Source organism: Rothia similimucilaginosa (assembly GCF_029850985.2).
GTDB lineage: Bacteria > Actinomycetota > Actinomycetes > Actinomycetales > Micrococcaceae > Rothia.
Genome location: NZ_CM138149.1, coordinates 1,036,744 through 1,050,229 on the forward strand (window position 1 = coordinate 1,036,744; position 13,486 = coordinate 1,050,229).

The 13,486-nt window shown below is 57.6% G+C and carries 24 protein-coding genes; 18 read left to right on the plus strand and 6 right to left on the minus strand.

Annotated elements, in window-relative coordinates; all coding sequences use genetic code 11:
• Window positions 1–169: 169 nt before the first annotated feature.
• From holA to rpsT, 3 genes are all read left to right on the plus strand, one after another.
• On the plus strand, window positions 170–1,204 hold the full coding sequence (gene holA, locus QFX07_RS04285; protein ID WP_279754078.1) for a DNA polymerase III subunit delta: 1,035 nt from the start codon (window positions 170–172) through the stop codon (window positions 1,202–1,204).
• Window positions 1,205–1,219: 15 nt separating this feature from the next.
• Complete coding sequence (locus QFX07_RS04290) at window positions 1,220–1,879, plus strand: type II toxin-antitoxin system PemK/MazF family toxin (protein ID WP_279754077.1); 660 nt, start codon at window positions 1,220–1,222, stop codon at window positions 1,877–1,879.
• A 269-nt stretch (window positions 1,880–2,148) separates the two neighbouring features.
• The gene (gene rpsT / locus QFX07_RS04295) at window positions 2,149–2,412 is read left to right on the plus strand and encodes a 30S ribosomal protein S20 (RefSeq protein WP_049349792.1); all 264 of its coding nucleotides are present in this window, start codon (window positions 2,149–2,151) and stop codon (window positions 2,410–2,412) included.
• 165 nt (window positions 2,413–2,577) lie between these two features.
• Here the strand turns inward: rpsT and QFX07_RS04300 are convergent, their stop codons facing one another.
• From QFX07_RS04300 to QFX07_RS04320, 5 genes are all read right to left on the minus strand, one after another.
• Window positions 2,578–3,630, minus strand: a complete 1,053-nt coding sequence (locus QFX07_RS04300; RefSeq protein ID WP_279754076.1) for a tyrosine-type recombinase/integrase — start codon at window positions 3,628–3,630, stop codon at window positions 2,578–2,580.
• A 393-nt stretch (window positions 3,631–4,023) separates the two neighbouring features.
• Window positions 4,024–4,443 carry an ImmA/IrrE family metallo-endopeptidase gene (locus QFX07_RS04305; RefSeq protein WP_279754075.1) on the minus strand — a complete coding sequence of 140 codons (420 nt, stop codon included), beginning with the start codon at window positions 4,441–4,443 and terminating at the stop codon, window positions 4,024–4,026.
• 31 nt (window positions 4,444–4,474) lie between these two features.
• On the minus strand, window positions 4,475–4,768 hold the full coding sequence (locus QFX07_RS04310) for a helix-turn-helix domain-containing protein (RefSeq protein ID WP_279754074.1): 294 nt from the start codon (window positions 4,766–4,768) through the stop codon (window positions 4,475–4,477).
• 124 nt (window positions 4,769–4,892) lie between these two features.
• Window positions 4,893–5,264, minus strand: a complete 372-nt coding sequence (locus tag QFX07_RS04315; RefSeq protein ID WP_459741326.1) for a helix-turn-helix domain-containing protein — start codon at window positions 5,262–5,264, stop codon at window positions 4,893–4,895.
• On the minus strand, window positions 5,264–5,665 hold the full coding sequence (locus QFX07_RS04320) for a helix-turn-helix transcriptional regulator (protein WP_279754073.1): 402 nt from the start codon (window positions 5,663–5,665) through the stop codon (window positions 5,264–5,266). The genes QFX07_RS04315 and QFX07_RS04320 overlap by 1 nt, the downstream gene beginning before the upstream one ends.
• 147 nt (window positions 5,666–5,812) lie before the next feature.
• Between QFX07_RS04320 and QFX07_RS04325 the strand changes: the two genes are divergently transcribed.
• Genes QFX07_RS04325 through QFX07_RS04345 form a run of 5 tightly spaced genes read left to right on the plus strand, consistent with a single transcriptional unit; the run spans window position 5,813 to window position 7,319 of the window.
• The gene (locus QFX07_RS04325; protein ID WP_279754072.1) at window positions 5,813–5,998 is read left to right on the plus strand and encodes a helix-turn-helix transcriptional regulator; all 186 of its coding nucleotides are present in this window, start codon (window positions 5,813–5,815) and stop codon (window positions 5,996–5,998) included.
• 57 nt (window positions 5,999–6,055) lie between these two features.
• The gene (locus QFX07_RS04330) at window positions 6,056–6,262 is read left to right on the plus strand and encodes a helix-turn-helix transcriptional regulator (RefSeq protein WP_459741328.1); all 207 of its coding nucleotides are present in this window, start codon (window positions 6,056–6,058) and stop codon (window positions 6,260–6,262) included.
• Between the two features lie 10 nt (window positions 6,263–6,272).
• The gene (locus QFX07_RS04335; RefSeq protein ID WP_279754071.1) at window positions 6,273–6,524 is read left to right on the plus strand and encodes a hypothetical protein; all 252 of its coding nucleotides are present in this window, start codon (window positions 6,273–6,275) and stop codon (window positions 6,522–6,524) included.
• Window positions 6,525–6,547: 23 nt separating this feature from the next.
• On the plus strand, window positions 6,548–7,093 hold the full coding sequence (locus QFX07_RS04340) for a hypothetical protein (RefSeq protein ID WP_279754070.1): 546 nt from the start codon (window positions 6,548–6,550) through the stop codon (window positions 7,091–7,093).
• A gap of 22 nt (window positions 7,094–7,115) precedes the next feature.
• A complete protein-coding gene (locus QFX07_RS04345; RefSeq protein ID WP_279754069.1) occupies window positions 7,116–7,319 on the plus strand; it encodes a hypothetical protein in 204 nt (67 codons plus the stop codon).
• Here QFX07_RS04345 and QFX07_RS04350 read toward each other — a convergent pair.
• The gene (locus tag QFX07_RS04350) at window positions 7,263–7,805 is read right to left on the minus strand and encodes a hypothetical protein (RefSeq protein ID WP_279754068.1); all 543 of its coding nucleotides are present in this window, start codon (window positions 7,803–7,805) and stop codon (window positions 7,263–7,265) included. The two genes, QFX07_RS04345 and QFX07_RS04350, sit on opposite strands and share 57 nt — an antisense overlap.
• A gap of 48 nt (window positions 7,806–7,853) precedes the next feature.
• On the opposite strand from QFX07_RS04350, the gene QFX07_RS04355 reads away from it, so the two are divergent.
• The 10 genes from QFX07_RS04355 (at window position 7,854) to QFX07_RS04400 (ending at window position 13,397) form a co-directional block, all read left to right on the plus strand.
• On the plus strand, window positions 7,854–8,366 hold the full coding sequence (locus QFX07_RS04355) for a hypothetical protein (RefSeq protein ID WP_279754067.1): 513 nt from the start codon (window positions 7,854–7,856) through the stop codon (window positions 8,364–8,366).
• 16 nt (window positions 8,367–8,382) lie between these two features.
• Window positions 8,383–8,598, plus strand: coding sequence for a hypothetical protein (locus QFX07_RS04360; RefSeq protein ID WP_279754066.1), 216 nt, complete (start codon window positions 8,383–8,385; stop codon window positions 8,596–8,598).
• Entirely contained in the window at window positions 8,582–8,872 is a 291-nt protein-coding gene (locus tag QFX07_RS04365) for a hypothetical protein (RefSeq protein ID WP_279754065.1), read from the plus strand. The genes QFX07_RS04360 and QFX07_RS04365 overlap by 17 nt, the downstream gene beginning before the upstream one ends.
• A 94-nt stretch (window positions 8,873–8,966) precedes the next feature.
• Complete coding sequence (locus QFX07_RS04370; RefSeq protein WP_279754064.1) at window positions 8,967–9,227, plus strand: hypothetical protein; 261 nt, start codon at window positions 8,967–8,969, stop codon at window positions 9,225–9,227.
• Window positions 9,228–9,239: 12 nt separating this feature from the next.
• Window positions 9,240–9,476, plus strand: coding sequence for a hypothetical protein (locus tag QFX07_RS04375; RefSeq protein WP_279754063.1), 237 nt, complete (start codon window positions 9,240–9,242; stop codon window positions 9,474–9,476).
• 24 nt (window positions 9,477–9,500) lie between these two features.
• Window positions 9,501–10,163 (plus strand): hypothetical protein, encoded by a 663-nt coding sequence (locus tag QFX07_RS04380; RefSeq protein WP_279754062.1) that lies wholly within the window; start codon window positions 9,501–9,503, stop codon window positions 10,161–10,163.
• A gap of 74 nt (window positions 10,164–10,237) precedes the next feature.
• Window positions 10,238–11,860 carry an HNH endonuclease gene (locus QFX07_RS04385; RefSeq protein WP_459741153.1) on the plus strand — a complete coding sequence of 541 codons (1,623 nt, stop codon included), beginning with the start codon at window positions 10,238–10,240 and terminating at the stop codon, window positions 11,858–11,860.
• Between the two features lie 98 nt (window positions 11,861–11,958).
• Window positions 11,959–12,186: a VRR-NUC domain-containing protein gene (locus QFX07_RS04390; protein WP_279754966.1), complete on the plus strand. Its 228-nt coding sequence runs from the start codon at window positions 11,959–11,961 to the stop codon at window positions 12,184–12,186.
• Window positions 12,187–12,311: 125 nt separating this feature from the next.
• The gene (locus QFX07_RS04395; RefSeq protein WP_459741337.1) at window positions 12,312–12,857 is read left to right on the plus strand and encodes a DUF7341 domain-containing protein; all 546 of its coding nucleotides are present in this window, start codon (window positions 12,312–12,314) and stop codon (window positions 12,855–12,857) included.
• A gap of 216 nt (window positions 12,858–13,073) precedes the next feature.
• Window positions 13,074–13,397 (plus strand): HNH endonuclease, encoded by a 324-nt coding sequence (locus QFX07_RS04400; protein ID WP_279754964.1) that lies wholly within the window; start codon window positions 13,074–13,076, stop codon window positions 13,395–13,397.
• Window positions 13,398–13,486 lie beyond the last annotated feature (89 nt).

Genomic DNA, 13,486 nt, shown 5'->3' on the forward strand with positions numbered 1-13,486 from the left:
CCGACTAACTGTGGGCATATAACCCTAACCGACTACCCCTAACCACCGCTAGGAGGCATCTGAGAAGAAAACGCTATGATGGATACTCGAGACTCTACCCACGCAGCACCCCCGTGCGCAGCGGGGCCGAGTTCAGCCCGTACCCTGCAGATAAAGGCGAGTGATAACCGTGTCCGAGCGTAAGCGTTCAACCCAGCGTGGTGGTTCCCGAGGCTACGCCCGCCGAGGCGGCCCCGCCCTCGACACCGCGTGGCGTACCGTCACCCCGGCACCCGCCGTCATGCTCTACGGCCCGGAGGAGTACTTCGCCTCCCGCGCTGCAGCACGCCTGCGTGAGCTGTTCCGCAGCATCCACCCGGAGGTGGACCGCGTTCAGATTAACGCCGCCACCTACACGGCGGGGGAACTGATCCTGCACGCTTCGCCCTCCCTGTTCGGTTCGGCGAAAATCATTGAGGTTGAGAACGTCGCCTCCATGAGCAACGATTTTTTGACCGATACGCTCGCCTACCTGAACGCCCCCGAGCCGGACATCATGCTCGTTCTGAACCACTCGGGCGGTAACCGTGGCAAGAAGCTTATCGACCTGGTGCGCTCCCAGTTCGTGCTCATTAACTGCAAGGCGCTCAAGACTGATCGTGAGAAGAGCGAGTTCTTGGCGGGAGAGTTCGCCACCGCCCAGCGCCCGATTACTGGCGGCGCTCTGGCGCTACTGACGGCTGCCGCCTCCGACACTGCGGAGCTCGCCGCCGCCTGCCAGCAGCTACTCTCAGATGTGCCCGGCGAAATCACCGAAGAGGCGGTGAACCGCTACTACGGCGGCCGCACCGAAGTCACCGCGTTCCGCGTCAGTGATGCCGCGATTTCCGGTAACGCCCCGGAGGCTCTGCGTCTGCTCCGCCACTCCCTTGCCACCGGCACGGAGCCGATTCCGATGCTGGGTGCGCTCGCCATGCGTATCCGCAATATTGCGCGCGTACACCACGTGCGTTTGAGCGCTAATGAGCTGGCGCGTGAGGTGGGTATGGCACCGTGGCAGGTTGAGCAGGCTCAGCGTGACGGCCGCCGTTTTACCGGCGCCCAGTTGGCGCATATTGTGCAGCTTCTGGCTGATGCGGACGCCCAACTGAAGGGCGAGTCCCAGGATGCGGTGTATGCGGTGGAGCGGGCTGTTTTGGCGATTGCTCGACCTCCGCGTCTGTAGTGCATAATAGAGCCCATGCTCAAAATTCTGAAGAAAATTTTCTTTGCCCTGCTGCCCTTCCTGCAGAAGGCGGCAGAGGATGCCCTCAACGACGCTACTGCGCCTAAGGGCGGCTCCGAATCCTCCCAAAAGAGTGAGTCCCACAAGGGCAAATCTCGTCAGGGTGAGGTTCGTACCTCCGGCTCTTCGGCACCCAAGCCAAGCGCCTTGAAGTCTTCCTCGGCAAAGTCCTCGGCACCTAAGCCTTCCACACCGGCTTCGACCGGCGCATCCGACGGTTCGGATTACCCGGGCGATTACCGCGACATGATCAACTTTGAGTACTCGCCCTCCCTGGACGGCGACGCTGACCCGGGTGAAATCGTGTGGACGTGGGTTCCCTTCGAGGAGGACCACTCGCAGGGTAAGGACCGCCCGGTGCTTCTGGTGGGTCGTGACGGTGAGTACCTGCTGGCGCTGATGATGACCAGCAAGGATCACAATAACCGTGAGCACGCTGATTCGAACTACCTTGATATTGGTTCAGGTCCGTGGGATTCGCAGGGCCGCGCCTCTGAGGTGAAGCTGAACCGCGTGATTCGTGTTCGCCCGGATGCGATGCGCCGTGAGGGTGCGGTGATGCCGCAAGATACGTTCCGCCTGATTGAGCATGCGTGGACTCGCCATAACGGCTAACACCCTGTGCTTTATGCCGGGATACTTTATACCTGGAGCCTGAGGGTGACCAGTGTTAGATGTGGAGGCTGCCTGTAGCGGTCTTCACAGTATTTTTCTCTCCGCGATGCTCTGTCATGGAGGCTGTTCGTCTGGTATTATGTGTGGTTGAGTGTCCGATGGTCATCGGGCACTGCTGGCCGGTTGCCATAGGCATCCCCACGCCGCTCAGTCGATGATCGGCCAGCGTCGCCCTCACCGACCAATAAGACAAAAAAGAAAGTTTAATTGTGGCTAACATTAAGTCTCAGAAGAAGCGTATCCTCACCAACGAGAAGGCTCGCCTGCGCAACAACATTGTAAAGTCCGAGCTGAAGACCGCGACCCGCAAGGTCAAGGCTGCTGTTGAGGCACAGAACAAGGAAGCAGCTGTTGAGGCTCTGCGTTTTGTGAACCGTAAGCTGGACAAGGCTGTTTCCAAGGGTGTTCTGCACAAGAAGACCGCTGCAAACAAGAAGTCCGGTCTTGCTGCGCTGGTAAATAAGGCTTTCTAAAACTTGCGGGGTACGCGAGTATCCCTCTGGTTTAGGGCAAATACCCCCGAAATCCCTTATTTATAAGGGTTTTCGGGGGTATTTTTTCATGCCAAAACTGCAAATGGTGACAGTCTAATAGCAGTCTAGAGAGATTTCAAAGTGGGGAGTAAATGGGGACCAATTCTAGCCAGCCAGCCCCTCCAGTGCGTCCGCAAACGCCGCCTGCTTACTCCTCTGCACATAGGCGGCCCTGGTCATCTCCTCCGATGCATGACCAAGCTGCAGGGACGCCTCAGCAATACCCAGCCTCTCATCCAGGAACGTGGCGGTGGTCTTCCTCAGCACATGCCAGGTCACCCACTCCAAATCCGAACCCTTGAGCGCCCGCATAAGCAAATTCCTCGCCGAATTGTACGCCAGAGATTTACCGCCCTGCTCGAACACAAAGACAGCTCCATCCAAAGACTCAGCCCGCCGCCTCCGCAGCACATCAAGAACAAAGGGCGGCACCTGCAGAGTACGAGCCTCATGTGTCTTCGTGTCAGCCTGCCAGCCAGCCTTCTGGACAAGCGTACCGCAAATGGTCACAGTCCCCGCCTCAAGGTCAACATCTTGCCAACGAATCCCGGCACCTTCACCCCAACGACACCCCGTCCCCAAAAGCACATCCACCAGATCAGGAAGATACCCATTGTAAGTAGGCGTTGCCGGCAGAGCGGCAACGAGCCGCCGCAGCTCTTGAACCTGCGACAGATCCAGCGCTCGCACTTCCTTCTTCTTGGTCTTCACCGGGCGAGTCGCCAGAACAGGGTTGTGGGGGATTGCGCCCAGACGCACAGCCTCATCGAGCGCCATTTTGAGCGTCAAGCGCTGGTTATACCGCACACTAGGCAAATCAATACCCGCCAGATACGCATCCAAAGTTCCAGCAGTGAGCTCTCTCAGCTGCAGGGAGCCAAGATTCTGAGAAAGACGCTCAGCCCACAGCTTGTAATTACGCAAGGTATTCAGCGCCAACCCATCCAGACCAGACACCCACCGGTCCAGAGCCTCCCTCAGCGTCGTCGCCGAGGACAGCTCAGCACCAGCCACAGGCAGATTCGACAGCTTCAACTTCACCCGATGCTCAGCCGCCGCACGAGTAGGCCCCTGCGCCGTCACCTCCCGCCGCACGCCAGCACTATCACGAAAATAGACACGCGCCATCCAGCGTTTCGGCTTAATCCGCCGAGCCATAATCTTTCCATGAGAACCAATCGGAAGAGGGTCCCTAACCACCCGCTTCTCCTTTCACTTGCGCTCGACCGCAGGTGACGCTAAACTCAGTCACTCTCGTTCGAGCAGCCCTTCAGCATGGACTGCACAGGAACCGCCCCGTCTACTGCCGGATACAGCAGGTGGGGCGGTTGTCTTTTTGCCAAAAAAGTAACCGCAACACGCCGTTCGCAGGCTTTCTTGCTATAGCTTCGTACTGACGCTACACTGCTCCAGCAATAACCGATAACTACGAGGCGGAACCTGCAAGGGCGCTGAGTCGGTATCTTGTTGTGTGAGTGAACCGCATCAGACGGATCTAAGCGCTTATTTCTCCTTACATGATTGATGATGCACAGACGGGGAGGGCTGGAATTAGCTATCCAGGCCGCCCCGTTTGCTGTGCTCCCAGAGCCATGCTGAGAGGATACGCTCGGTAACCTCCAGTTCTGCAGCCGCAGCAGGCAGAGAGTCGGGAGCCACCGCTAAGGCAGTCTTCACGGCATGTGGCTGCAGGAGCCACCCGGCGGCGAGGGTGTCGGCGCGCCGCTCGCGCTTGGTGGAGGCGACATCGTCCATGGGGGAGTGTTCGTCTCCGTTGATTGCGTGGGCGAGCTCGTGGGCTATGACGCATCGTCGTTGACGGTGTAGGAGCCCAGGGGCGGTGAGTATGGTCCGGGTTTGCTCATCCCAGAGGGCGAGTGTGCCGGCTGGTGGTTGGGCTTCGACGATGCGGATACCCAGGGACGCGGCGTGGCGTTCTGGGTCGTAGTCGTATGTATTTGTTGAAGTCATGAGTGAATCGGTGATTGACGGGTAGAGCTGGCTATAGCTCTGTCTCTTTCTTATAGGCGGCTTCTGCTACCTGGAGGATATCCCCAAGGTTTATGCTGAGTGCTTCACAGATTCGGTCGAGCTCATTGGTGTTGAGGGGTGAAGCATCTTGGTTGATGGTGGTGCTCAAACGAGCACGGCTAATCCCTGTCATTTCTTCCAGCATCCGCAGACTTATACGTTGCCTTGCAACCTCGGCACGCAGCTCTGCATTAATAAGCTGACTGAAACGGCTTGCGGGGCCAGTTCCCCTGCGGTTTCCTCGTTTTTTCTTTGGCTGAGTCATGATAGCTATGTGGTGGGTGTCCTTACATCGAGTAGGTTTTCACCTCGGATGTCCTTCCAATTCCTGATAATGCGGTTGGTGGCCTCACTGAACGTCTCTGCTTCATTCGAGGGTACGGAGCGCATTATGCGCCCCAGCTTGAATCGTCAGTAAGGACATGGTCAGCAGGGTGGGCGGCAAGATGGTAACCCGACTTGGCCGCCAGCTCCTTCTGTAGCGCTGCCTCAGCACGGAAGCAGACTTCCCCCGGATTGAGCTCGAGTGCTCTGCAAATAAGCTCAAACTCATTTGTATTCAGGGGCGAGGAGTCAAGGTTCAGAGTAAGGGAAAGCCGATTACGACTCACACCAGTGAGCTCTTCCAATGCTCGCAACGTCAAGCGCCTGCGAGATTGTGCCGCACGTAGTTCTTCGTTTAGCAATTGACTGAAACGGCTTGCGGGGCCAGTTCCCCTGCGGTTTCCTCGCTTTGCTTCATTCGAGGGTACGGAGCGCATTATGCGCCCCAGCTTGAATCGTCAGTAAGGACATGGTCAGCAGGGTGGGCGGCAAGATGGTAACCCGACTTGGTCGCTGATTCTGCCCTCGCGAGAATCTCAGCAGCCAATTGAGCATCAGTAAGAGGAGTGGCCACTTGTTCTCGCATTGCGTTGTCTGCCGCAGAGATAATGACCGTCATATCCACATTGAGTGCGGTACAGATGGTCTTGAGGTCACGGACGGGAAGTGAGCCTTCTGACCGATATACCGATCGGCTGAGCTTACTCTTGGAGATGCCAGTTTTTGCGGCGAGAGTCAGCAGGTCTTCACCTCGCCGAATCATCCATATCTTGATTTCACGGTTTACCAAATCGTTGAAGAGCTCTGATTGGGATTGCAGCTCTTTAATGTCTGTCATGGGAACAGTCTACAAGATTCATAAAAAAAATTCCTGTTTCAGGTTGCATGTTCCAAAAAATAGGAATATGCTAGTTGCATACCAACGAAAGGAGGCACTGAGATGCAGGAGGAAATATTCAGCAAAAACATGCGAATGGCTTTAGCTATGAAGTCGAAGACGCAGCACAGTCTGGCTCTAGCATCTGGGCTTCATCCTAGTCGCATCAGTGCAATCGCCACCGGTAAGGCAGACCCTCGCATTACCGAAGCGTGGAAGATTGCAGAGGCTCTTCAGGTGCCCGTCACCTGGCTTTTTGAAGACCATACTGCAGACCTGGGTGCCACTGTCTAATTTTTTTATCCACCATTCCTAAAATTAGGAGTTATTCCTAGAAAAGGACAGGAATAAGTGCTGACTATCCCTGATAACGCGCTCACGGTCTGGAGTCCTGAAGAGCTTGCCGACAACCTCGGCATATCACCCCGAACTCTAGCCGCCTGGCGCAAAGCCAGGACAGGCCCCGCATACGTCAAAGGCGGGGGACGCATCTACTACACATCGGCCGCAGTGACGGGTTGGCTCTCAAACCTCCCCGTCACCCACACCACCAACTAAGGAACCGGAAATGACCACGAACGAAGAGAACGAATTTCTCCGAGGAATCGGAAAAAGAAACCTCAGCGTGATCCGACAGCTTGCCGCGGGGATGCACCTAGGCAACGTCGAAGTCGCTATCACCTACGACAACTGCATCGACGTCAAAGAATTCACCATCCGAGGAGACCTCCTACCCATCTCCCCAGAGATGGAGGAAGAAGAGAGAAGGAAGGAGGAGCAAAAGATCCGTGAGCTCCTCAGCCAATTGAAGCAAAAATAACCGCACCACCCAAGGAAACACCAATGAACGAGAAACACCCAACCCCCACCGAAGCGCTCGCCACAGAGCACGCCCGCACCATCTGGTGGGCACGGCACCTCACCGTCCACAACCGAGACCCGCGCCTCCGCGGTAAGAAGGCACCTGCACTTCACTGCGGGGCATGCCAGGAAGTCTACGCGGAGTTGGAGCCCGGCAATATCGCCCACGTCATGGGCACTGCCGCAGCCGAGCACATCAAGACGGCACACCCCGACTTCTGGATAGAGCTTATTGCTCACGCGAACAAGTGCCTGGACGCCGCCCGCATCTGCTGGGACCGCAGGAACAGTATCCGACCTGACCTGCGACCCACCCTGCACGAAAACGAGCTGTTCAAGAACCTCGTGAACATCCACATTCCCTGCCCTATTGATTGCGGCGTCACCTTGCATGACGCACTAACCGCCGACCAGATCAAGGACGAAGCCACGCTCCAGTTCTCAGATGAAGCGGTAGAGCACTGCATCACCCGCCTCGCAGAGCACCTGATGCGTCACCGCCGCAGCCAAATCGCGCAGCTCCTCTAACCACCCCGGAAGGAAAACACTAATGGACAACGAACAATTCACCCTAATCTTCAACGCCATCTGCTTCTTCATCAGCGTTGCCGGCGCTATCGTCTCCGGATTCTTCTGCTTCAGGACGCTCAAAGATTCCTGGGAAGAGAAGAAGAAAGAAAAGGAAAAAGAGCGCGAGCTATCGGCGAATCGGGACGGGGATAACCTCATCAAGCCCACGGATTCGGAGCTCTAGGTTCGACGGCAACGGCTTACCGGAAGCACCCAGCATGAAGATGCGTAGCGACTCGCCGGGGCGGAACACCTGCTGAACCTGGTCGCAGCGGACGAACTCATCAAGATTCGCCACCTCAAGAACCTCAACGGATTCATTAGTGACGTTGCTCAACAGGTAGGTATCACCGCTATAGGGAGTCAGCTCAAATGTGGGCCTCCACAGGTGAGACTCAATCTTGGCCTGAGACTCGGACTGCTTCTGCTCTTCAGCAACGATTTGCTCCATTTGCTTGAGCGACTTCTCCGCTTGCCGGGCACGCTCCTCCGCAGCCTTTGCAGAGCGAACCGCGGCATCACGCATCTCTAACGCCGCCCGATGTGCCTCCTCAGCCTTCTCCTTCGCTTTCTTAGAGCCAAGGGACTGGTACCAGGAAACAGCGGCGAAAAAGGCAGAGATGATAGCCGCAAATGCTGAACCGCCAGAAAAAAGAGTTGAGAAATCCATACCAACAATCCTAACCACCGACCACACACCAACTAGGAAGGACACACCATGACTGCCACAACCTCCAAGACTAAGCGTGACCGCTCCGCAGGCCGCCGTCACCGCCGCATCGCCATCCAGACAATTATCGACAACAACGACCAAGTCCGCGCCGACATCGACAGCCTCGACAACAGCATCGCCGCGCTGCAGGACGAGCTCTGCGAGACCCGCCGCCTCACCGACCACCTCAACGGACAGGTTGCACAGCACACGAAGGACGTGAACGCCAACGTCGGATTCGCAATGCAATGCATCGTCGAGAACGAACGCAAGCTCACCGAAACCGAGTGCGCAGTCGGAATCCTACAAGGCGCCAGCAAGAACCAGGGCAAGGCACTCGCCCAGCTCAACAGGTACACCCGGCAGCTCCACGCAAAGCAGACGAGCCAGAACCGAGACCTCACCATCGTGCATGCTGACCTCGCGGAGCTGGAAAAGAAAATTATCACCCTCGCCTGGATTTGCCTCGGCATCTGGGTCGCCGCAGCACTCACCATCTTTATCCTCCTCATCATCTAACCCAAGGACACACACCATGACCACCGACCACACTATCCGCACCGCCCGCGCCCTCACCTGGGCCTGCACCCTAGCATCCATCCTCATCATCGGCATCGGCACCGCACAGCCCACAATCACCGCCCGCGCCATCATCTTCACCATCGCACTCATCCCCGCCGCCGCCGCAATCCTCATCGGCAGCTTTGTCCACGACCACACCAAAGGAAGCCTCAATGACCAAGACGCTTGACCTACCACACAAGACCATGTTCGAAGCCTGCAACCCCGGCACAAAGCTCGTCTCTGAAAGCCAGGTAGCCGCCGGCGCTGGCATCAAAGTCTCCACCGTCCGAACCTACTCAGGCGCTGCCGTCCGAGCCGCCGGCATCCGCCTCCGCCCCGTAGCCAAAGACGATGACGGCCGCTACTGGTACAAGACCTCAGACGTCGAAGTCTGGCAACGCAACCGCGCAGCAGGCAAAGCTCGCTACCGCGCAATGATGACAACCTCCATCCACGTCTAGCCCCAAGCTTCCCCCGCCGCCATTCTTTTCCTACAGTAGCCACACCGGCGGCGGGGACCCCACCCCCGCACACCCCACCCAAGGAAACACCACCATGGCACGCCACAAAATCGCAATCGAATTCGCCAACCTCACCACCAACGGCGAAAAAGACATCATCCACACCCACGCCTACTGGGACGGACGCCACAGCGAAAAAGCACGCAACAAAGCAGTTATCGACGCAGTAGCCACCGCACTCGCCCCCCGCGCCTGCAGCACCTACGACGTCCACCCAGGCGGAGACGTCTACCTCTACACCGGCGGCTACCCCCGCAGCAAGATGCTCTGGGCAACCTACACCATCATCAACTAGGGAGAAATACCGATGCAGGACCACATGAAATACGAAGGCCTCCACTTCACCGTCAGAGTCGACCGGCTCACCCGAAACGGAGAAAACGTAGGCAAGCGCTTCCGACTCAGATGCGTCACCTGCCTAAAAGAGCTGGGCAAAGACGTGGAATCGCTCAACTCCCTGTACCTCCAAGACGCATTTGAAGAGCTCTGCGAAGAAGCCAAACTCCACGCCAGCTCCCACGCCGACACCAACTACGCCGAATAAGCCCCCACACCCCAAGGACACACCATGAACCGCTACCACCCCATCGCCAACCCAGACCGAGACCTCACCATCAACGGCACCCCCATCCGCCACATCTACGACGCCGACCGCATCTGGGTCCACAACACCGACCTCGCAGAAGCAATCGGGGCACTCGCCAAAGGCAGCCTCCTCACCGGCGTCTCCACCAAATGGAAGCGGAAGTGGCGCGAAGACCTCGGCGGCGGCAAAGCAACCCGCGCCGCAACCTACCTGGTCGCTGAAGGACTCCTGCAACGCTCCCTCAAGATGAAGCGCGACAGCGACAGCTACCCCCGCCTGCGCGAAGCAATCGACCAGATCCGCACCCTCGAAGCGGCGCGCCGAACCCGGCATGCCGAAGCACTCACCACCGCGGCACATGGAGCCGACCCCAAGGACGAACCAACTCTCCCTATGACGCTCACCCAGCCGCCGGCGCTCACCGCTGAAGCTGCTGAATCGCCGCAGGAATCAGCAGAGGTACTCGGTCGCGTCGAAGAGGCGAAGAAGAGCCTCGCCCCGTTCACCCCCGCCGCACTGCGCAACGCAAACCTCGGAAAGCGCCAGCGTCAGATACGCGAGCGCATGTCCCAAATCCAGCACCTGCTTGACCTCATGGCTGAGGATTTGGTGGATGCCGCTATTGAGAACCCCATCACTAATTAGCAGGTTTCTGCTGATTTTGACACAGATGTAGAGAACGATGATCTACACTACTACCACCGCAAGGAGCCCCCCTCATGCCCTGGCTGAAAGTATCAGATACAGCCGCTCAGCATCGCATTGTGTGGCGAGCGCTGGAGATTCCTGGCGCGAGCATGCAGTCGATGTGGTCGTTGTTTGGTCAGGTGCTTGCTTTGGCTGTTGAGGCGGCGGCGTTCAAGACTGATTACATTATTGAACGCGGCTCCATTCTGAAATTCACCGGTACTCCAGAAGCTGCAGAGAAGTTTATTGCTGATGCGGTCTTCTGTGGGTACCTGACCGGTGAAGTTCCGCTGGATGATGGGCGTATCGCCTATCGTTTGGTGGAGGATGAAGATTTGTTCCACATGCGTCTACGAGAGGAGATTGATTGGGAAAACAGGCGGCGTAACGACACCCGAAAAACTTCGTTGATTGTGCCGATTCGTGCTCGCGACGGCGATGCATGTCGTTGGTGCGGTCACGTCGTTTGGTGGGGGGACCGGAAGGGCGGCCGTGGCGCGACCTATGACCATTTGAATCCTGGAGTTCCTGCAGAAACTCCGGATGACATGGTCGTGGCGTGTCGAAGCTGCAACTCGTCCCGCAAGGACAATGCTGGTTGGGCGGTAGATCTTCTACCTGCCCCGAAGACGCCGTATTTTAGTGCAAAGAGCGCGGCTTGGCTGACTGAGAATGGGGTGCCTACTAAGGCATCTGCTCCGTCAGATAAGCCGGTTGGTAGGTCGGTCGTGGCCGCTTCGCAGGTAAGAGAGTTCTCCCGGAGCCAGGGCACTGGTTCGCAGGTTATTGATGAACCCTTGCCGGCGGTGCAGGCCACCTCGCAGGTAAGAGAGTTCTCCCGGAGTCAGATCCAGAACCAGGGCACTGGTAATGGTGATGGTTCGCAGGTTATTGATGAACCCTTGCCGGCGGTGCAGGCCACCTCGCAGGTAAGAGAGTTCTCCCGGAGTCAGATCCAGAACCAGGGCACTGGTAATGGTGATGGTTCGCAGGTTATTGATGAACCCTTGCCTGTGGTGCAGCCGCAGACCGACTCGCAGGTAAGAGAGTTCTCCCGGAGTCAGATCCAGAACCAGGGCACTGGTAATGGTGATGGTTCGCAGGTTATTGATGAACCCTTGCCTGTGGTGCACACCAACAGCTCTTTGCCGACCATCAGTGCGCAGCAGATGATTGACGAATTCTCTGCGCAAATCGATGCAGCCGAGCTCGCCCTCATCAACGAGCAAGCATCCGCTGCAGAGGTCGTTGAAGAGCCAACCCCAGCCTCCGGTGCACCGGTGGCTGAGGGAAGCCTCACCGGCCATTTCGTCGTACCCAAAACCACCTCTCAAGACCCCTCACAGGATTGGGAGGAATTGGGAGCCGATTCAAATCAGGAGGGTGACGGATTCAAATCCGCCGGGTCGGGACGGGACGGGAACGGGCAGGGCACCGCTCGCGGTAGCGAGCAGAGTGCCCCTGTAACTGACCCTTCCGCTGGGACTCAGGCGGCGAATTCCTCCCAATTACTCCGAATCGATTTGAATCATGAGGGTGACGGATTCGAATCCGCCGGGTCGGGACGGGACGGTAAAGCCGATAAGAACCTAACCACTTCAGAATCGAAACGCCCTCGTCATCGCCGAGCTCGACCCCGCCGAACCAGGAGGTAGAAGTGAAAGCACAAGACTATTTGATGCTTACCGCTCGAAACGTAACGGAAGCTCAATTCCAATCAGCAATCATCACCCTGGCAACCCGCCTGGGATGGATGCACTACCACACCCATGACTCCCGCCGGTCGCCGGCTGGTTTTCCTGACCTGGTACTCGTCCATCCCATCAAGAGGCGAACCATCTTCAGAGAATTGAAGGCGATGAAGGGGCGAGTCTCAGCTGCACAAGTCCAGTGGCTCGACGCGCTCGCTTCGGCTGGCCAGGACGCTGGAGTGTGGAGACCCGACATGTGGACAGCAATTGTGAAGGAGCTGAGTCAATGACTGAGCAAGATGTCGCTGAGATGCGCCGCCGGGTGCGAGCCATCCTGAATGTCTTGGCCTTTGCCCATGTTCGAGCTGAGGATATGGGGGCATCAGCTGAGGCGCTCGAAGATGCTCCGCTGGAGATGGCGTTGCTAGATCAGCTTCGGCAGGCTGTCACTGAGCAGGGTGCGGAGCATGGGAGGGGTCCGTCGTCCTCTGGCTCGCGCTCGCCTCTGGATGTTGCGGCTTTGGATTTGTGGACTGCGGTGGGTCGGTCTGCTGCGGAGACTGCGACAGCTGTGGGTGTGCCGGCAGGGAAGTCACCACCTGAAACCATGCGTGCCGTGCTCCCTCATATTGCCCATGCAAGTCTTCCTGTTCTGATCTGGATTGGTGAGGAGTGGAGCGAGTGGGCGTCAAAGATTCAGGAGCACCTGCAACCTACACGCCGCACGCCGATAGACCGTGCGTGCCCTGTCTGCCACCAGAAGCTCCGAACCTGTCGAGATGAATTCGGGGCAACAGTACAGAAGCCGTGTCTGGTTGCTGTCTGGGACGTTGAGGGGGAGCAGGTTCAGCGTGTCGAATGTTCGGCCTGCTCTGCGATTTGGCCGCGTGCTTTCCTGTGGAATCTGCTGTCTGCGGATGAGGAGGAGGAGACACTGGTTAGACTGTCCTCTGGCGGGTGACGCTGGTAGTTGCACAAGGAGGGATGATGACGCTAGACTATCCCGCTTACCACTGGTGTGTCCTCTGCCTAGCAGGGGGGGTGGTAATGATGCGGGAGACATGTTCAATCGTGTCGGATTCTTCCTCTGGTGGGGGAGGAGGGAAAGCATACAGCCTCCCCCACCAGGTACCAGCCCGCAAGCTACAAATGAATAGTGGAAGAAGGAGGAAGCGTAATGGCGACCAGTCGTACCGGTACCGCCCGCTGGAAGAACCTCCGAAAGCAGGAACTCGCCGCCGCTTTTGAACGCGGCGACATGCGCTGTCCTATTTGTTTCGTTGCCTACGACTGGCACAGGTCGAAGCAGCCGAACTCGCCTGAGCTTGACCACGTGACAGCTCACGCTGAAGGTGGCAAAGATGTTGTGGAGAATACTCGCGTCATCTGCCGCCAATGTAACCAGCGACTCGGCGGAAAGCTTGGAGGCAAACGCTCTCAAGCACGCAAGACAATCAGAATCGCTGAACCAATCAGGCCGAAAACAACGATGGTTCTTTGACCCCAACCACACACCCCAGCCGGTGACCTCTCGCCGTGATAAGGGGGACATCATCAACCGGGGCAAACCACCTGGAGCAAACAGGACCA